This window comes from Kitasatospora sp. NPDC098652 (assembly GCF_044760155.1).
GTDB lineage: Bacteria > Actinomycetota > Actinomycetes > Streptomycetales > Streptomycetaceae > Kitasatospora.
Genome location: NZ_JBIWAQ010000001.1, coordinates 661695 through 680296 on the forward strand (window position 1 = coordinate 661695; position 18602 = coordinate 680296).

General features: G+C 71.5%; 16 protein-coding genes. 9 read left to right on the plus strand and 7 right to left on the minus strand.

Annotated elements, in window-relative coordinates; all coding sequences use genetic code 11:
• Positions 1-5: 5 nt before the first annotated feature.
• Together ACIQWA_RS02935 and ACIQWA_RS02940 are read left to right on the plus strand one after the other, a co-directional pair.
• Positions 6-725 (plus strand): hypothetical protein, encoded by a 720-nt coding sequence (locus ACIQWA_RS02935; RefSeq protein WP_402477309.1) that lies wholly within the window; start codon positions 6-8, stop codon positions 723-725.
• Between the two features lie 101 nt (positions 726-826).
• A complete protein-coding gene (locus tag ACIQWA_RS02940; protein WP_402477868.1) occupies positions 827-3319 on the plus strand; it encodes a DEAD/DEAH box helicase in 2493 nt (830 codons plus the stop codon).
• A gap of 76 nt (positions 3320-3395) precedes the next feature.
• Here the strand turns inward: ACIQWA_RS02940 and ACIQWA_RS02945 are convergent, their stop codons facing one another.
• Entirely contained in the window at positions 3396-4244 is an 849-nt protein-coding gene (locus ACIQWA_RS02945; RefSeq protein ID WP_402477312.1) for a hypothetical protein, read from the minus strand.
• A 284-nt stretch (positions 4245-4528) separates the two neighbouring features.
• Here ACIQWA_RS02945 and bioB point away from each other — a divergent pair, with 284 nt between their 5' ends.
• The 4 genes from bioB (at position 4529) to ACIQWA_RS02965 (ending at position 8342) form a co-directional block, all read left to right on the plus strand.
• Positions 4529-5752 carry a biotin synthase BioB gene (bioB, locus tag ACIQWA_RS02950; protein ID WP_402477314.1) on the plus strand — a complete coding sequence of 408 codons (1224 nt, stop codon included), beginning with the start codon at positions 4529-4531 and terminating at the stop codon, positions 5750-5752.
• Between the two features lie 30 nt (positions 5753-5782).
• Positions 5783-7087 carry an adenosylmethionine--8-amino-7-oxononanoate transaminase gene (locus tag ACIQWA_RS02955; RefSeq protein ID WP_402477316.1) on the plus strand — a complete coding sequence of 435 codons (1305 nt, stop codon included), beginning with the start codon at positions 5783-5785 and terminating at the stop codon, positions 7085-7087.
• Positions 7084-7824, plus strand: coding sequence for a dethiobiotin synthase (bioD, locus tag ACIQWA_RS02960; protein WP_402477318.1), 741 nt, complete (start codon positions 7084-7086; stop codon positions 7822-7824). Before ACIQWA_RS02955 ends, bioD begins: the two co-directional genes overlap by 4 nt.
• Positions 7825-7895: 71 nt before the next feature.
• Positions 7896-8342: a hypothetical protein gene (locus tag ACIQWA_RS02965; RefSeq protein WP_402477321.1), complete on the plus strand. Its 447-nt coding sequence runs from the start codon at positions 7896-7898 to the stop codon at positions 8340-8342.
• On the opposite strand, the gene ACIQWA_RS02970 is transcribed toward ACIQWA_RS02965, so the two are convergent.
• Positions 8321-8686 (minus strand): putative quinol monooxygenase, encoded by a 366-nt coding sequence (locus ACIQWA_RS02970; RefSeq protein WP_402477323.1) that lies wholly within the window; start codon positions 8684-8686, stop codon positions 8321-8323. The genes ACIQWA_RS02965 and ACIQWA_RS02970 overlap by 22 nt on opposite strands.
• Positions 8687-8785: 99 nt before the next feature.
• Between ACIQWA_RS02970 and ACIQWA_RS02975 the strand changes: the two genes are divergently transcribed.
• Positions 8786-9112 carry an ArsR/SmtB family transcription factor gene (locus ACIQWA_RS02975; protein WP_402477326.1) on the plus strand — a complete coding sequence of 109 codons (327 nt, stop codon included), beginning with the start codon at positions 8786-8788 and terminating at the stop codon, positions 9110-9112.
• 44 nt (positions 9113-9156) lie between these two features.
• On the opposite strand, the gene ACIQWA_RS02980 is transcribed toward ACIQWA_RS02975, so the two are convergent.
• From ACIQWA_RS02980 to ACIQWA_RS02990, 3 genes are read right to left on the minus strand one after another with little or no spacing between them, the layout of a single operon-like run.
• On the minus strand, positions 9157-9318 hold the full coding sequence (locus ACIQWA_RS02980) for a hypothetical protein (protein ID WP_402477328.1): 162 nt from the start codon (positions 9316-9318) through the stop codon (positions 9157-9159).
• 11 nt (positions 9319-9329) lie between these two features.
• Positions 9330-9557, minus strand: a complete 228-nt coding sequence (locus tag ACIQWA_RS02985; RefSeq protein ID WP_402477331.1) for a hypothetical protein — start codon at positions 9555-9557, stop codon at positions 9330-9332.
• A gap of 8 nt (positions 9558-9565) precedes the next feature.
• Entirely contained in the window at positions 9566-9886 is a 321-nt protein-coding gene (locus ACIQWA_RS02990) for a hypothetical protein (RefSeq protein WP_402477333.1), read from the minus strand.
• 92 nt (positions 9887-9978) lie between these two features.
• Between ACIQWA_RS02990 and ACIQWA_RS02995 the strand changes: the two genes are divergently transcribed.
• Both ACIQWA_RS02995 and ACIQWA_RS03000 read left to right on the plus strand, forming a co-directional pair.
• Complete coding sequence (locus ACIQWA_RS02995; protein WP_402477336.1) at positions 9979-10851, plus strand: helix-turn-helix domain-containing protein; 873 nt, start codon at positions 9979-9981, stop codon at positions 10849-10851.
• A gap of 87 nt (positions 10852-10938) precedes the next feature.
• A complete protein-coding gene (locus ACIQWA_RS03000; protein ID WP_402477339.1) occupies positions 10939-13788 on the plus strand; it encodes an AfsR/SARP family transcriptional regulator in 2850 nt (949 codons plus the stop codon).
• Here the strand turns inward: ACIQWA_RS03000 and ACIQWA_RS03005 are convergent.
• The gene (locus ACIQWA_RS03005) at positions 13772-13981 is read right to left on the minus strand and encodes a hypothetical protein (RefSeq protein WP_402477341.1); all 210 of its coding nucleotides are present in this window, start codon (positions 13979-13981) and stop codon (positions 13772-13774) included. The two genes, ACIQWA_RS03000 and ACIQWA_RS03005, sit on opposite strands and share 17 nt — an antisense overlap.
• A gap of 186 nt (positions 13982-14167) precedes the next feature.
• Positions 14168-18601: a chitinase C-terminal domain-containing protein gene (locus ACIQWA_RS03010; RefSeq protein ID WP_402477344.1), complete on the minus strand. Its 4434-nt coding sequence runs from the start codon at positions 18599-18601 to the stop codon at positions 14168-14170.
• Position 18602 lies beyond the last annotated feature (1 nt).

The following is an 18602-nucleotide window of genomic DNA, read 5'->3' on the forward strand; positions in this document are numbered from 1 at the left end:
GAATCATGGTCGACGTCGCACACACCGTCCCGAGCTCTCCGGACTGCCCGCCACCGTCGCGGGGGCGGCGTGCCCTGCCCTGGCTGGCGGGCCTCCTCGCCCTGGCCCTCGTCGTGGGCGGCGGGCTCTTGATCTGGAAGCCGTGGCGGTCCCAGGACCTCCCGCAGAGCGCCTGCTGGTCGGCGCTCTCCAAAGACGACCTCAAGCCGCTGGCCGGGTCGCACGGGAAGGCGACCGAGCAGGGAGCGGCGCGGATCCAGACACCCGGCGTACCGGACGACCCGGCGAACCGCAGCAACACCTGCTTCCTCGACTGGTTCCCGGACGGCGGGGACGGCAGCCGCACCTTCCTCTCCGTGCAGGTCGACCCCGCCCTGGACGGGATCGACGCCGATCGCGCCAACGCCTCCGCAGGGGGCCGCCCCGTCGCCACGCTGGACTTCGGGACCGGCGCGGTCGGACTGGCCACCACCGAGACGGACCGACATGTCCGGCTCTACGTGCGCTGCGACTTCAAGGTGCTCCGCGGCGGCGCGGCCCCGCAGTACTTCCGGATCGACGTCGGCGGCAACGTGCTGGACGGCGTCCCGCCTGCCAAGGCCCGTCAGGCGCAGGCCGACATCGCGCTGAAGGTCGCACGGGTCGCCGCCAAGGAGTACGAGTGCGCCAACCAGGTGCGGCTACCCGCCATCGCGCCGACCATCCCGGACCTCGCGAACGGCTGAGTCCGCCGTCGCGCACCGCCACCGGCCCGGCGGCGTGCCGCCGGACTTTGCCGGGGGTGGCGGCGAGCAGGCAAGATAGCCCGGTGACCCTCCTTGATCTGATGCCGAAGCCCGCCACTCCCGATGCGCTGTACGAGACCTTCGCGGCCTGGGCGGAGGAGCGCGGGATCACGCTGTACCCGGCGCAGGAGGAGGCGCTGATCGAGCTGGTCTCCGGGAACAACGTCATCCTGGCGACGCCGACCGGCTCGGGAAAGAGCCTGGTGGCGGCGGGTGCGCACTTCGCGGCGCTGGCGGAGGGGCAGCGGACCTTCTACACCGCGCCGATCAAGGCGCTGGTGTCGGAGAAGTTCTTCGACCTGGTGAAGATGTTCGGCACCGAGCAGGTCGGCATGATGACGGGTGACGCCAGCGTCAACCCGACCGCGCCGATCATCTGCTGCACGGCCGAGGTGCTGGCGCAGATCGCGCTGCGCGACGGTGCCCGGGCGGACATCGGCCAGGTCGTCATGGACGAGTTCCACTTCTACGCCGAGCCGGACCGCGGCTGGGCCTGGCAGATCCCGCTGCTGGAGCTGCCGCAGGCGCAGTTCCTGCTGATGTCCGCGACCCTGGGCGACGTGCGCCGCTTCGAGGAGGACCTGACCCGCCGCACCGGCCGGCCGACCACCGTGGTGCGCAACGCGACCCGCCCGGTGCCGCTGTTCTACGAGTACCGCCGCACCACCCTGCACGACACCCTGGAGGAGCTGCTGCAGACCGGCCAGGCGCCGGTCTACGTCGTGCACTTCACCCAGAAGGAAGCGGTGGAGCGGGCCCAGTCGCTGATGAGCATCAACATGTGCTCGAAGGCGGAGAAGGAGGCCATCTCCGAGCTGATCGGCGGCTTCCGCTTCACCACCAAGTTCGGCCGCAACCTGTCGCGTTTCGTCCGCCACGGCATCGGCGTGCACCACGCGGGCATGCTGCCGAAGTACCGCCGGCTGGTCGAACGCCTCGCCCAGGCAGGCCTGTTGAAGGTGATCTGCGGGACGGACACGCTCGGTGTGGGCGTCAATGTGCCGATCCGCACGGTGCTGTTCACCGCCCTGTCCAAGTACGACGGCCAGCGCGTGCGCATCCTGCGCGCCCGGGAGTTCCACCAGATCGCCGGGCGCGCGGGCCGGGCCGGCTTCGACACCGTGGGCCAGGTCGTGGCCCAGGCGCCGGAGCACGTGATCGAGAACGACAAGGCGGTCGCCAAGGCCGGGGACGACCCGAAGAAGAAGCGCAAGGTGGTGCGGAAGAAGGCGCCGGAGGGCTTCGTCGGCTGGACCGAGGAGACCTTCGACAAGCTGATCGGCGCCGACCCGGAGCCGCTGGTCTCCCGGTTCAAGGTGAGCCACGCGATGCTGCTGTCGGTGATCGGCCGCCCGGGCAACGCCTTCGAGGCGATGCGCAAGCTGCTCACCGACAACCACGAGGACAAGGCGGCCCAGCGCCGGCACATCCGCACCGCGATCGCGATCTACCGCTCGCTGCTGGAGGGCGGCGTGGTGGAGCGGCTGCCGGAGCCGGACGCGGAGGGCCGGATCGTCCGCCTGACCCTGGACCTCCAGGAGAACTTCGCGCTCAACCAGCCGCTGTCCACCTTCGCGCTGGCCTCCTTCGAACTGCTCGACCCGACCTCCCCCGCGTACGCGATGGACGTCATCTCGGTGGTCGAGGCGACCCTCGACGACCCGCGCCAGATCCTCGCCGCCCAGCAGAACAAGGCGCGCGGCGAGGCCGTCGGCGAGATGAAGCGGGACGGCATCGAGTACGAGGAGCGGATGGAGCGGCTCCAGGAGATCACCTACCCGAAGCCGCTGGAGGAGCTGCTCACCCACGCGTACGAGGTGTACCGCCGGGCGCACCCGTGGATCGGCGACCACCAGCTCCAGCCGAAGTCCGTGGTGCGCGACCTGTACGAGCGGGCGATGACCTTCTCGGACTACGTCGGCTTCTACGAACTGGCCCGCACCGAGGGCATCGTGCTGCGCTACCTGGCCGGTGCGTACAAGGCGCTGGAGCAGACCGTCCCCGAGGACGTGAAGACGGACGACCTCAAGGACGTCATCGCCTGGCTCGGCGAGCTGGTCCGCCAGGTCGACTCCAGCCTGCTGGACGAGTGGGAGCAGCTGGCCAACCCGACCGAGGCGGCCACCGCCGAGGTCACCCTGGACGACAAGCCGGCGCCGGTGACGGCGAACGCCCGGGCCTTCCGGGTGCTGGTGCGCAACGAGATGTTCCGCCGGGTGGAGCTGTGCGCGCTGGAGCGCTGGGACGAACTCGGCGAGCTGGACGGCGAGTACGGCTGGGACGCGGACCGCTGGGCGGACGCCATGGACGGCTACTGGGACGAGTACGACGACCTGGGCACCGGTCCCAACGCGCGCGGCCCGAAGATGCTGATCATCGAGGAGGAGGACTCCGCCTGGAAGGTCCGGCAGATCTTCGACGACCCGGAGGGCGACCACGACTGGGGCATCAGCGCCGAGGTCGACCTGTACGGCTCGGACGAGGAGGGCCGGGCCGTGGTGCGGGTCACGGCGGTGGACCGGCTCGGCGGCTGACGGCCGCTCGGACTGCGCAGGGGCCCGGCGCGCGTCGCGCCGGGCCCCTGGCCGTTCGTCAGACACGCCTTAGGGGCTACATCCAGACGAACGGCTGCCCCGCCGCGTACGACAGCGCGCGGGTGGCCTCGTCCAGGTTCGGCTCGCCGCCGGTGCCCGGGGCGCCGGGCGCCGGGGTGCTCGCCGCGGGGGTGCCCGCGGCGGGGCTGCCGGTCGGGCGGGCGTCGCCGGCGCGGGAGCTGGTGACGGTCACGTAGTGGCCGACCGCCTCGACCCGGGCCTCGCTGCCCGGCTTGGCGCTGCCGGCGGACGGGGCGGGCGCGATGTTGGTGTCGGCGAGCATGAAGGCGACCACGCCGGGCTTGCCGCGCAGAGTGTCGGCGGCCCTGGCGGCGGTGGACTGGTCGGCGAAGCGCAGCACGGTGACGCTGGAGAGCACCGGGCGGTCGACACCGGTGAAGCTGACCGTCAGATAGGCCTGGCAGCCGGTGTCCTTGAGCAGTTCCTGGGTGCGGTCCTGGAGCACCTCGTCGCACTTCTCACCCTGCCGGATGCCGCCGCGCCGGGCCTTGTAGCCGGCGACCTCGACCGGGCGCTGGGCGGGGAACAGGTTGTCGGCGTTGAGGCCCTCGGGGTCGGTGACGGGCGGCGGGGCGCCGACCACGGGGGGCGTGCGGGCGGCGTCCGCCTTGGACGGGCCCAGGCCGGGTATGTAGTCGCCGGGCGTCGGGCGGGTGATGATCCATCCGCCGGCCGCGACCACGCCGACCACGGCGACCCAGCCGACCGCCCGGCGGCCGTTCAGCCGCAGGCCGCGCCTGCGCCCGGTGCCGACGGCCCCCTCGGCTCCCCCGCCGGTCCGCTGTCCTGCCCGGCCGTCCTGGCCCTCTCCCGGAGTCGGGGTGCGCTCCCCCTGCGTGGTCATGGCGCAGATTCTAAGCACCCGCCGAGTGGCGCCGGTCACGGGGTCGGGGCTTGTCGATCTTCGCCCGCCCCACCCTCGACCCCGCCCTCGACCCCGCCCTCGACCCCACCCCCGCCCCACCCCAGACCTACCCGCCGGTAACCGCCCTTCGGCGCCGCCGTCAAGCGCGTGACCAGCACCGACGCCGTGAGCTTCGACACTGTGGCAATCGGCACATCCTTCCGGGGATCTTCTGGTGGGTTTGCTCTGGCGCCATTCGAGCGCCAGCAGGCAGGATCGGCCCCATGGATCTGCTCGATACCCTCACCGCCAAGGGCCTGCGCGGCGAAGTCCCGACCCGCGAGGAGGCCCTGGCCGTCCTCGCCACCACCGACGACGAGCTGCTCGACGTGGTCGCCGCGGCCGGCAAGGTGCGCCGCCGCTGGTTCGGCCGCCGGGTCAAGCTCAACTACCTGGTGAACCTCAAGAGCGGACTCTGCCCCGAGGACTGCTCCTACTGCTCCCAGCGGCTCGGGTCCAAGGCCGAGATCCTCAAGTACACCTGGCTCAAGCCGGACCAGGCCGCCGACGCCGCCCGCGCCGGGGTGGCCGGCGGCGCCAAGCGGGTCTGCCTGGTCGCCAGCGGCCGCGGCCCGACGGACCGTGACATCGACCGGGTCACCGACACCATGGCCGCCATCAAGGACGCCGACCCCGAGGTCGAGATCTGCGTCTGCCTCGGCCTGCTGTCCGACAACCAGGCCGAGCGGCTCAAGGCGGCCGGTGCCGACGCCTACAACCACAACCTCAACACCTCCGAGAACACCTACGGGACCATCACCAAGACCCACACCTACGCGGACCGGGTCGACACGGTGCAGAAGGCGCACGGCGCCGGCCTGTCCGCCTGCTCCGGCCTGATCGCCGGCATGGGCGAGACCGACGAGGACCTGGTCGACGTGGTGTTCGCACTGCGCGAGCTCGGCTCGGACTCCGTCCCGGTCAACTTCCTGATCCCCTTCGAGGGCACCCCGCTCGCCAAGGAGTGGAACCTCACCCCGCAGCGCTGCCTGCGCATCCTGGCGATGGTCCGCTTCGTCAACCCCGACACCGAGGTGCGGATCGCCGGCGGCCGAGAGGTCCACCTGCGCACCATGCAGCCGCTCGGTCTGCACATCGCCAACTCGATCTTCCTCGGCGACTACCTGACCAGCGAGGGCCAGGCCGGGCAGGCCGACCTCGACATGATCAAGGACGCGGGCTTCGAGGTCGAGGGCGCGGGCGAGGCCACCCTGCCCCGCCACCGCGCCGACGTGGCCGCTGCCGTTGCCCCCGGCTCGGGGTGCGGCACCGCGGCCTCGGCCTGCGGCAGCGGCGGCGGCTGCGGGCCGTGCGGCGGGCACGCGCACGACACCGAAGCTGCATCGGCCCCGGCCGCAGCCGTGGAGGGCACGAACGACGGGCTGCGCGAGGACCTGGTCAAGGTCCGCCGCCGCGGCGCCGGCACCGAACTCGCGCCCAACGCCTGACCCTCCCGCACACTCCGGAGCGATCTCACCATGTCCCAGCTGTCCGCGGACACGCTGCTCGCCCTCGACCGGGCGCACGTCTGGCACCCGTACGGGCCGATGCCCGGCACCGTCACCCCGTACGTGGTCGAATCCGCCTCGGGCGTCCGCCTGCGCCTGGCGGAGCCCGTCGCGGGCGGGCGGCGCGAACTGGTCGACGGCATGTCCTCCTGGTGGGCGGCGATCCACGGCTACCGGCACCCGGTGCTGGACGAGGCGGTGCGCGAGCAGCTGGGGCGGATGAGCCATGTGATGTTCGGCGGGCTCACCCACGAGCCCGCCGTGCGGCTGGCCGCCCGCCTGGTCGAGATCACCCCGGAGCCGCTCCAGCACGTCTTCCTCGCCGACTCCGGCTCGGTCGCGGTCGAGGTCGCGATGAAGATGTGCCTCCAGTACTGGCAGTCCACCGGCCGGCCGGAGAAGCGCCGGCTGCTGACCTGGCGCGGCGGCTACCACGGCGACACCTTCCATCCGATGTCGGTCTGCGACCCCGACGGCGGGATGCACCACCTGTGGGGCGGGGTGCTGCCCGGGCAGCTCTTCGCCCCGCAGCCGCCGGCCGGCTTCGACGCCCCGATCGACCCCGAATACGCCGCGCGCTTCGAGGAGTTGATGGTCCGTCACGCCGACGAGCTGGCCGCCGTCATCGTCGAGCCGGTGGTCCAGGGCGCGGGCGGCATGCAGTTCCACTCCCCCGCCTACCTGCGGATGCTCCGCGAACTCTGCGACCGGCACGGCGTGCTGCTGGTCTTCGACGAGATCGCCACCGGCTTCGGCCGCAGCGGCGCCCTGTTCGCCGCCGACCACGCGGGCGTCTCCCCCGACGTGATGTGCCTCGGCAAGGCGCTCACCGGCGGCTACCTCACGCTGGCCGCCGCGCTGTGCACCGGCGAGGTCGCCAACGGCATCAGCCGCGGCGAGATGCCCGTCCTCGCCCACGGCCCGACCTTCATGGGCAACCCGCTGGCCTGCGCGGCCGCCAACGCCTCGCTGGACCTGCTGCTCGGGCAGGACTGGGCGGTCGAGGTCAAGCGCATCGAGGGCGGCCTGCGGGACGGCCTCGCGGCGGCCGCGGGCGCACCGGGCGTACGCGACGTACGGGTCCAAGGTGCCATCGGTGTCGTGCAGTTGGACCACCCGGTGGACGTCCCGGCGGCCACCGAGGCCGCCGCCCGGGAGGGCGTCTGGCTGCGCCCGTTCCGGGACCTGATCTACACCATGCCCCCCTACGTGACGGAGGACGAGGACGTGGCACGCATCGCTGCCGCAGTGACCGCAGCGGCGGTGGCCGGATGACCGCGCGCATCCTCTTCGTGACCGGCACCAACACGGACGTCGGCAAGACCGTCGCCACCGCGGCCCTCGCCTCGGCCGCGCTGCACGAGGGCCGGAAGGTCGCCGTGCTCAAGCCCGGACAGACCGGCGTCGCGCCGGACGAGCCGGGCGACGCCGCCGAAGTGCGGCGCCTGGCAGGCGAACTGACGGTCCGTGAGCTGGTGCGCTATCCCGAGCCGCTGGCCCCCGACACCGCCGCCCGGCGGGCCGGGATGCCCTACCTCTCCCCCGCCGAGGTGGTCGCCGAGGTCACCGACCTCGCCGCCACCCACGACCTGGTGCTGGTCGAGGGCGCGGGCGGCCTGCTCGTCCGCTACGACGACGAGGGCCGCACGCTGGCCGACCAGGCCCGGGCCGTACGGGAGGCGGGCCTCGACGCCGAGGTGCTGCTGATCGCCTCCGCCGGCCTGGGCACCCTCAACATCGTCTCGCTCACCGCCGAGGCCCTGGCCGCCCGCGAACTCCCGCTCGCCGGCGTCGTCGTCGGCTCCTGGCCCGCCGAGCCCGGCCTCGCCGAACGCTGCAACCTCGCCGACCTGCCCCGCTCGGCCGGCGCTCCGCTGCTCGGCGCCCTGCCGGAACGGGCCGGCTCGGCCGAGGACTTCGCGGCCCTGGCCGTCGCCTCCCTGGCCCCCGAACTGGGCGGCCACTGGAACGCGGAGCACTTCGCACACGTCCACCGGCCGGAACGGCCCTGACTTCGCTCGATGGAGTGATCCTGGTGCCCGAATTGCAGATTCGGGCACCGGATGCTCAATAGGTTGCCCACATGACAGACGGGCTGAGCATGGACGAGGCCCTCCGGGCCTTGGCCGCCCTGGAGGCGGCCTGGAAGGACGACGACGAGGCGCTGGTCGCCCTCGCGGCGAGCACGGCCGGGGAGCAGTCGCTGCCGGCGCTGGTCGCCGCGTACGGCGAACACGCGATGGACACGCTGATGGCGCTGGCCTTCGGGCTGCGGTCCAGCATGAGCGACGAGGAGATCGCCGAGCTCTCGGACGCCGTCAGCGCCAACATCGGCGCCCGGATGAGCGCCCTGCTCACCCAGACCCTCAAGGCCTGGGGCACGGTCACCGCCGCCGACGACCTCACCGTCACCAAGGTCATCGCCCACACCGTCATCGACGCGATGCGGGCCGTGACCGAGGACCCCAACAAGACCGAGGTGCTGCCGCTGCTGGCCACCTTCCGCAGCTACGCCCTCAACGGCGTCTGAGCGCGCCGCTCCCCCTCGTTCGCCCCCATTCGCGGAGCCGGCCGGTACGGGCTGTGCATGGTGAGGTAGCGGATTTCCAGGTCCCGCTCCAGGTAGTCCATTCGGTGCTCCCAGAAATCCCGGAGGTGCGGGAGGGCGAGGTGGGCGTCCAGGTCCTCCTGGCTCCGCCAGGCCTCGTAGAAGACGAAGGCGCCGGGCTCGTCCCGGTCCTCGTGGAAGTGGTACTCGAGGCAGCCGGGCTCCCGGCGCGTGGGCTCGACGAAGGAGAGCAGGAGCCGGCGCAGTTCCTCCGCGCGCTCGGGCTTGGGGCGGGCGAGGCCGACGAGGGTGAAGGGCTGGTCCACAGGGGGTCTCCGATCCAGTAGGTACGACGTTCGTCGTACCTCCCGTACGGTAGAGCCGCCCCGAGGTACGATGCAAGCCATACCTTGGAGGTGACCGCGATGCCCGACGACGAGGGACACCCCGCACCCGCGGAGATCCAGCTCGGCAAGGTGCTGAGCGCCCTGGCCGACCCCCTACGGCGGCGCGTGGTCCGGGAACTGGCCGCCGGACCCGACGGCGAGGCCCGTACCTGCAGTTCCTTCGCCCTGCCGGTCAGCAAGGCGACGGTCACCCACCACTTCCGCACCCTGCGCGAGGCCGGCCTGATCCGCCAGGTCGACCGGGGCAACAGCCGGATGGCCACCCTCCGCCGGGCCGACCTCGAACAGCGCTTCCCCGGCCTGCTGGCCCTCCTCACGGCGGAGGAGGACGCCCCGGGCGCATGAGCACAGGCTCGGGCTTCGAGCGGCACTCGAAGCCCGAGCCGTTGCTAGCTGCGCACCCTCAACCATCCTGCGGCGATGGAGAATCCACCCGTGGAGATGGCGAGGAAGACGAGGACGAACACCAGCGTGTCGGCCGCCGGGGATATGTCGCCGGGAATCGCGAGGCCGACGGCCCCGGCGAGCAGAAAGCTGCCGACGGTGATCACACCGGCGGTGGCTAGGGTCGCATACCCCTGCGGAGGACGACGACCAGCCGCTCGATGACGTCCGGCCTGGCGGAGCCCAGGTCGATCAGGAGAACGCCAGTCTCCTTGACGAGGCGCCAGTCGATGCCGAGGGAGGGGAGTTTGATCTCGGCGGCGTTCAGGACGGCCTGGAGGTCGTCGAGAATGTCGGCCGCGTTGCGCCGGTCCTCGGCCGTGATCTTGTTGATCATGCTGCTCATCGGGCATCTCACAGTTCGGTGTTCGTGATCCAACGCGCTTCGGCGTCCCACTCGATGCCCCCGCCGAGGGGCCGGAGGAAGGCGCTGCCGTGCTGCCACCCCATGAAGGCGGCCCAGCGGCCGGAGCGGACGTCGAAGACCCGCTCGCCGGGGACGGAGGGCCGGTAGGGCTCGCACGGCGGCGCCACCCGCCGCGCGGGCGGCGCCGCCGGGGCGATGGCGTGGTCGGCCAGCCCCGCCTCCGGGATGGAATCGCCGCACCGGGGACACCGACAGGGCGGGAAGCTCCGCTGGAGGATGATGCTTTCGCCAGATTGCGTGTTCGTCATATGTGCTTCTCTGTTGAAGTATGCGCCGAATCGGCAGTGGCCATTTGTGACTCAAGAGTCACGCCTCGAAGCTAGGCTTGGGAAGACGCGGCATGTCCCCACCCCTCTTGAAGACATCCGGAGGCCCTCAAGTGCCCGCACATCCCCGTAATCTCACTCCTGGCCGATCCGCACGGGACTTCTTCGGGGCCGAGCTCCGTCACTACCGGACGTGTGCGGGCATGTCCATCGCCGAACTCGGCGAGAAGGTTCGCTACAGCAAATCCCACCTGGCCAACATCGAGGCTGCGCACCGGACTCCGCCGCCGGACCTCCCTCCCCTACTCGATTCTGTACTGCCTTCCGGCGGCTTCTTCACTCGGTTCTTCCCGCTCGTGGCCAGCGAGGTCGCCGCAGACGGATTTCGACGCTATCTGGCGCTTGAACCGGCCGCAAACACTCATCTGAAATATTCACTCGTGATCCCGGGGCTGTGGCAGACGGACGACTACGGCCTCGCATACCTTCGATTGGGCCACCCTCGGGCATCGAAACAGGCAATAGAGGAACTGTGGAACAATCGAAAAGCCCGGCAGCACATCCTGCGCGGTCCTAAACCGCCATACATGTGGGTAGTGCTCGACGAAGCCGCTGTACATCGAGTCATCGGCAGCCCAGAGATCACCCGCGAGCAGATCAAACACATCATCGACATCGCCCAGGGGCCGGACGCCACCGTACAGATCCTGCCCAGCGGTCGAACCCACGCTATCCTCGGCGGTTCACTCACCATCCTCCACTTCGACGACGCCCCTCGCGTTGCTTATGCGGAGGGCTTGCTACCCGGCCATCTCATCGAAACCCCCGAGCAGGTGACCGGTTTTGCGCTCTCGTATGATGCGCTCCGGGCCATGGCCCTCTCACCCGACCACTCACTGCTACTACTGCATGCGGCTATGAATAAGCTTGCAGTGGCCGAGAGTTGATAGCGCGCTTTGTGAACAGACGCCAGGCGAGCAAGGATGTGGAGCCAGTGGGCAATTCGGCACTGTCTTGAGCTAGGGGGGAGTGCCTTGCGACCAGCCGACGATCCAGCTCCGCTGGAGTTCGCCTTACTCGGCGCGCTGCGGGTGCAGCGCGCCGATACGACCATCGAGCTGGGGGCGCCTCGGCAGCGGGCGGTGCTGGTCGCACTCCTCCTGCGGCCGAACTCCGTCGTGGCGATCGACCAACTGACCGACGACTTATGGGGCGACGAACCACCCGGATCTCCCGTCGTCGCCCTCCGCTCGTACATCTCCCAGCTGCGGAAGCTCCTTGAGCCCGTACGCCAGAAGCCTTCCCTTCTGCTCTCCCAATCCGGTGGCTACCGGCTGGCGATCGATCCCGACCATGTCGATCTCTGGCGGGTCAGGCAGCTCCATGAACTCGCCGGGAAGCACCCGCAGCAGGCCCAGGCCCACCTCTCCAACGCCCTCGCCCTCTGGCGCGGTGAGCCGCTCGCCGACCTCCCCGGCCCCCTCATGGAGCGCGAACGCCAGCGCCTCTCCGAGCTCCGCCTCACGCTCCAGGAGGAGCGTTTCGCCCTCGACCACTCCGCCGACCAGCTACCGGAGTTGGCAGCACTCGCCGCCGAACACCCCTTCCGCGAACGCCTCCAGGCCCTCCTCATCCGCACCCTCCACCGCAGCGGCCGCACCGCCGAGGCCCGCGCCGTCCACGACGCCCTCCACGCCCGCCTGGTCGAGCACCTCGGGATCGAACCAGGCCCCGAGATCACCGCCCTGCGCCACGAGCTGGACCCGGACCAACTCCCCTCCTCCCCTCCCCACTTCACCGGCCGACAGACCCACGTCGCCGACATCGCCCGCGCCCTCACCGACCGCACCACCCGCACCACCCGCACCACCCACACCGGCCTGCGCCTGGTCACCGTCACCGGCATGGCCGGCGTCGGCAAGACCGCCCTCGCCGTGCGCGCCGCCCACGCCCTGCGCCCGGACTTCCCCGACGGCCGCCTCTACGCCGACCTCCGGGGTGCCGACCTCGTCCCCGCCAGCGCCTCCGACGTCCTCGCCGACTTCCTGACCACCCTGGGCATCCGCCCGTCCGCCGTCCCCCAGGACCTCGCGGGCCGGTCCGCCCTCTTCCGTACCGTCACCACCGGCAAGCGGCTGCTCATCCTGCTCGACAACGCCCGTGACGACGCCCAGCTCCAGCCTCTCCTCCCCGGCTCCTCCGACTGCGCCGTCCTCGTCACCAGCCGCACCGCGCTGCCCGGCGTCCCGTCCGTCCTGCGCATCGCCCTGGACGTGTTCAGCCCCCAGGAGGCGATCGGTCTCCTGGACTCGGTCATCGGCCCCGCCCGGCGATCCGCCCAACACTCCGACGCCGAGCACCTGGTCGAGGCCTGCGGCCGCCTCCCGCTGGCCCTGCGGATCGCCGCCGCCCGGCTCGCCGCCACCCCGGACCAGCCGATCGCCGACCTCCTCCGCAGCCTGGCCGAGGACCGGGAGGGACTCGCCGAGCAGGTCTTCGAGCTCAGCTACCGTCTCCTCCCCCCGCCCCTGGCGACAGCCTTCCGTCGACTCGCCTGGGTGGAACCGGACATCGGCCTGGCCTCGGCGGCCGCCGTGCTCGACCTGCCGGAGCACGAAACGGAGCACCTCGCCGAGGCGCTGGTGGACCAGGCCCTGCTGGAGTCGACGGGCCCCGGCCGCTACCGCTTCCACGACCTGGTACGGGCCTTCGCCCGCCGGACGTCCCTGCACGTCGACCCGACCGAACGCAGCACCGCCCACCACGGCCTGCTGGCCCTGCTCCTCGCTCACGCCCGTACGGCCTTCGCCCTGGCCGTCCCCGGCGACCCGGTCGCCGACGTGTTCGGTGCACCGGCGCCCCACCCGGTCTTCGCGGACCTGCCGGAGGCCCGCCGCTGGGCCCGGTCCGAGACCCCCGCCGCCGTCGCGCTCGCCGCAGCCCTCGCCACCCTCGACCCGGACTCCGCCACCCTGCGCTCGGCCGTCGACCTGCTGATCGCCCTGAGCCCCCTCGGCCTCGGCGCCGTCGCCGGACGGGCGGAGGAGGCGGCCCGCCACCTCGTCGCCACCGCGCTCCACACCGGCGACCGCGCCGCCGAGGGCCGCGCCCGGTTCCTCCTCGGCACCGTCCTGCTGGGCCGGGCCCGGCTGGCCGAGGCCGCCGAGCAGGCCCGCCGGGCAGCTGGGGCCTGCCAGGAGGCGGGCGACCCGGCCGTGCTGCGGCAGGCCCTCAACGACCTGGGCCTGATCGCCCAGGCCCAGGCGCGCCACGAGGAGGCGATCGCCGCCTTCGACCAGGCGGCGGCCCTCGCCCGCCGCCTCGGCCACCGTTCCGGCGAGGTGGCGAGCACCGCGAACGCGGCGCTGTCCCGGATCCGCACGGGTCACGCCGAGGAGGCCGCGGCGACCTGCCAGCGGCTCCTCGCCGAACCCGACGGCACCGCCGACGCCGCGATGACCGCCTACGTGCACTACGTCCTCGGCCTGGCTCACCGGGAGCTGGGCCGACTCGACGACGCCGCCGCCCAGTTGCGCGCCTGCGTCGACCGCGCGGGCCCCGCCGGGGACCTGGACCGGGAGTCGGCGGCCCGCAGCCGCCTGGCCGAGGTGCTGCGCCTGCTCGGGCGGGTCGAGGAGGCCGTCGAGGAGGCGACCGAGGCCCTCCGGCTCGCAACGCGAGGTGGGCGACAGCGCGAACGCGCCCTCGCCCACCTGGTGTTGGCCCATGCGGTGGCCGCCTGCGGCGACCATCCCGCCGCCCGCACTCACGCGGCGCAGGCGCACCGACTGCTCAGCGGCCTGGGTGCCCCGGAGTCCGCCGACGCCCGGTCGCTGCTGACGGCCCTGGCCACCGCCGACGGGTCCGTCACCTCAGCCGGATGACCAGCCCCGTCCCGTTCCAGGCGATCTTGCTCGCCAGGCACTGCACGTCCGCCGACCCCCCGCAGGCCGACGGCGGTGCGGCCGGCGAGCCGTGCCGTACGGGATCCCCCGCCGCCACGGCGAACAGCCCGGACACCCCCGCCAACACCACCGCACCGACAACCGCGGTACGGGCCACCATGGTTCGCAACACTTCCCTGCTCCTTGCTCACGTGGGACTCCAGCGCCCGCACCTTCGCAGCAGCCGGTAGACAGCCGATCAACACGTCGGCGCGGGCTTCGAGGAGTCTCGAAGCCCGCGCCCTCACCGCACCTCACCGCGCATGCACCGCGCATGCACCGCGCGTTCACCGTGCCCGCACCGCTCCCCGCGGCAGGGTCAGGGGGTCGGCCCCAGCCGCGTCCAGGGATTCTTGGCATCGGTCGCGTCGGGGACATTGCCCTTGGTCCAGTACTTGGCCTTCCAGTAGGAACCGTTGTACGAGACGGCCGCGCGGGTGATGCCGCTGGGATCGCCGGCCACGATCGGGGTGCCCGGTGCCACCGCGCTGTTCCTGGGCTCGGCGACGAGGTCGGGGCTCGCCCAGGTGGTGCCGGGGGCGAAGGAGCCGAGGGTGTAGGACGTCCCGTGGGCCGGGGAGCCGGTGACCCGGTTGCCCTTGTCGTCGAGGAACTCCCACCACTGTCCCGGGCTGCCGTCGCAGTCGCGGACGCTCAGGGCGGACGACAAGCGGTCGGCGCCCAGGCACTGGTCGTGGCCGCCGGTCCCGCTCTTGATCCGGAACCAGCCGGCGCCGCCGTCCTCGGTGACGGTCCACTGCTGGTTGGCGTTGCCGGCCTGCTTCTCGACCAGGTGCGCGGTGCCCCAGCCACCGGGGTGGTCGAGCAGGTTGCCGCTGTTGACGTCCTCGACCAGCCACTTGTCACCGGTCTTCCACAGCGTGAACGGCGCCCAGGCGGGGTTGTAGGTCCGCCGGGCGTCCCAGGGGTCCGCCTGGCAGGCTGCGGCGTTGGCGGTGCCGCCGGGGTCGGGGGTGACGGTGGTGGTGTTCTTGCGGTGCTCCTGGCCGAGGCCGTACTCCGTGCCGCCGACCTTGATCGTGAAGTTGGCCGGCCCGGTGATCGGCAGGTAGTACTTGATCCCGATGTCGCGGGACTTGCCCGGCGGCAGGTCCTCGCAGTAGCCGAGCTTGATCGTCACCCGGTGGAAGTCCGCTTTCAGCCCGCCGACGTTCGGCCCGGTGCGCCCGGCGGTGACGGCCCCCTTCATCTCCTTCCAGCTCTCGTCCTTGAGCAGGGGCGGCGTCGAGGTCGGGATGTCGAAGGACAGCTCGGTGCCCGACGGCAGCGTGGTGGCGGTGTTGTTGGTGATGCGCAGCTTCGGCTGCATCGGCCACATGTTCGCCGCGTCGGTGGGGTAGTCGACGAGTTCGGCCGTGACGTCGACGACCTTGTCCGGCAGGGCGTGGGTGGTGCGGGTGTTGCCGTAGGGGCCGGCGCCCTTGAGCTTGTCGGAGAGGAGGTCGGTGAGCGTGCTGCCCATGCCACACTGGCCGGTGTCGGGGCAGGAGTAGTCGCCCGAGAGCTCCCAGATCACCGCGCCCCCGGCGCCGGTGGCGGCCAGGTAGTCGGCCTTGGCGGCGACGGACTTCTCGTCCTCGGTGGAGATGAAGACCTTCTTGTCGGGGTTCCAGAGCCAGGCGGCCTGGAGGGTGTCGTCGTAGTGCCGGGTGTAGCCGCTGATCCGGTTGGCCGGGTCGTCGGATTCGAGGCCGTAGTCGGTGAGGTAGTCGGGCCAGAGGTTGCGTTCCAGGTTCTTGGCGTGCCACAGCGGGTTGGCACCGGCGCCGACCTCGTGGCCGGCCGCGTCGTTGTCGTGCCAGAGGTTGTCGACGCCGGTGGCGCCGCTGCCGCAGGGCGCCCTGGTGCCGGTGCCGGTCTGGCACTTGGACTGGTCGGGCAGGGGCGCGGTGCCCCAGAGCCCGTCAGTGCCCCCTTGGACCCCCTGCCAACCGCGCGTGTAGTACGGGACGCCGAGGTTGATCCGGCCGGGCTGGAGCGCTCCGCGGTAGTAGTGGTAGGCCCAGTCGAGGTTGAAGTAGCCGGTCTTCTGGTAGTCCTTGGTGTTCGGGTCGGCGTCGTTGTAGATCCCCGCCGCCGCCAGCTCGTTGTCCTTGCCGTCGTCGTACAGCGGGGCCTGGGGCCCCACGTAGGAGTTCCACGACCCGTGAAGGTCGTAGGTCATGGCGTTGGCGAAGTCCAGGTACTGCAGGGCCTGGCCGTTCTCCTGGCCCCGGACCAGGTAGCCCGAAGCCGAGGAGGCCGCGGTCAGCAGGTAGTAGCGGTGGTCGGCGGCCCCGGCGGCGTCCAGCTTCTCCCGCAGTGTCCTGGTCAGCGCGTTGTAGCCCGCCGTCAGGCCCTTGCGGCGACTCCCCGCGTCCGCGACGGCCCAGTCCTGCGGGTTGCCGCTCTGGGTGAGGGCGGTCGGGTACTCGTAGTCCAGGTCGACGCCGTTGAAGTCGTAGCGGCGCAGGAAGTCCACCACGGAGCCGGCGAAGGTGTCGATGCCGGCCTGGTTGACGCTCCCGTCCTCGTTGGTCGTCATGGTGTAGAAACCGCCGCCGCGGTTTCCGTCAGGACCGGACCCGCCGCCGGTATCGGCCCAACCGCCCACCGAGATCAGCGACTTCACCCGGGGGTGCTGCTTCTTGTAGGTCGTCAGCAGGTTGAAGTTGCCCTTGTACGGCAGCGCCGGGTCCAGGTTGGCGCCGGGCACGCCGGGCCACTCCATGCCGGTGGCGGGGTTGTCCGGGGAGTCCGGGCCCACCGAGATCCGGTTGGCCGGATCGACGTGCGCGAAGGCGTAGTTGACGTGCGTGACCTTGCCCCAGGGGATGTTGCTCGGCAGATAGGCCGGGGTCCCGTCCCGGCCGGTGCGCCAGCCGGCGAAGTAGCCGATGACCCGCCTGGGGTGCGAGGAGCCCATGAGCTCGCGCCCGGCGTCGTCGTAGGCCAGGCAGTACGGGGTGTTCACGCCCTGCGTCGGGGTCATGCCGTCAGGGCGGCACTTGGGCTGGTCGGCCGGGTCGGTCGACCAGGCCGCGGGGGCACTCGGGTCCGGGTCCGCGGCCGGGGTCGGTGCCTCGATCGATCGGCCGGTCGGCCCGGACCAGGTCAGCGGCTCCGCCGTGGCTGGCTGCGCCCCGCCGTCGAACGGGGTGCCGCACAGGCTGTTCCAGCCCTGGCAGATGGTCAGCGGTCCGTTGAGCACCTTGTCGTCCGTGGTTCCGGGCGTCACCGAGATCCGGATGTACTGGTTACCGCTGAACAGGAACGCCTCACCGGGCACGTACTGGAAGAACCACCACCAGCGGGTCCACTCCGTGGTGGAGAACGCGGCGTCGATGTGCTGGGCGAAGGGCGTGCCCCTGAGCGAGGGCCAGTTGTCGGCGACATTGCGGACGTCGCCGGCCTTCTTGTCGTCCACCCACAGCAGCACGTACTTGCCGTCCTTGAACAGGTACGCCTCCCCCTTGCGGACCGAGAAGGCGGCGTCCACCCCCGACTCGAAGATCGTCCCCTTCAACACGGGGAACGCGTCGACGATCCGCTTGGGGCCGTCCAGCATCGTGTCGTCGACGGCACCGGGGTGCACGGAGATCCGGGCGAACTGGTCACCGCTGAACAGGTAGGCCTCGTTCTTGTGGTTCGCGAGCGAGAACCCGGCGTCGATGCCGTTGACGAACCGGGTGCCGCGCAGCGACGGCCAGTTGTCGTAGATGCTCTTGATCCCGCCCTGCGGGCCGCCGGAGATCGCGTCGTTGGCCGTGCCGGCGTTCACCTCCACACTCGCGTACTCCCCGGCGTGGAAGAGGTACGCCTGGTTGTCCGCCACCGAGAACGCCGCGGTGATCGGCGCGTCGCAGGCGGCAGAGTCCGCCGCCGTCTCCGTCCGGCTCGCCAGAGCGGGTGCCGCGCAGCCCGCGCCCCCGCCGTCGGGCGGCCCTGGGGGCTGGCGTTTCAGCGTCCGCAGGTCGGCGTTGTCGACCATGGTCTGGTTCCAGTTGATGCTGTTGTCGGCGGTCGCCTTAGCGACCGATTTGGTCATCGCGCTCCACTTGTTGGTGTCGTCGACGTTGGTGGCCCGGGAGTCCTGTGTCTTCCCGCCGTCCTTGATGGTGTTCTCCACCTCGGTCTGGATCGATCCGAACCGCAGGCCCTCGGAGTAGGCGTAGGCGAACCGGAGGATCGCCTGGGCAGCGGCCCGGCGGCTGGCGTCATCGTTCTGGTCGATGGTCGCCAGGGCCTGGACGGAGCGCTCGATCTCCCCCTGACTCAATCCCATGTCGGCGCGGGTGAGCCCGGCGTACTGCTCCAGGGGGACATAGTGGCTGGGGATCCGGATGGGCGTGGTGTTCACGGTGGCTCCGGCCAGCAGCATTCCGGGCAGCTCCGCCGCGTTGTCCAGCAGGTACATCCGCCCGTTGCGGCTGAGCCGGTTGTTCCACCAGTCGGCCACGCTCGCCCCGTCGTGGACGTACCAGCCGACGATGAAGAGGTCCGAGCGCCGGATGATCAGGCTGACGTCGGCCGTACCCGCCGGTGCCAGGCTGCGGAGCGGGACGTACACGTAACCCGTCCCGCCGCGGACCTGGCGGTACGGGTCCCGGTACCAGGTGGTCAGGTACTGGATGCCGTAGGCCATCAGCGCCGCGTAGTTGCGGGCGTACCCGGTCTTGCTCACCGCGGCGTGGGCCACGCCCGGCTGGACGGTGCTCAGGCCACCGGCCATGAGCACCGTCACCACGGTCATC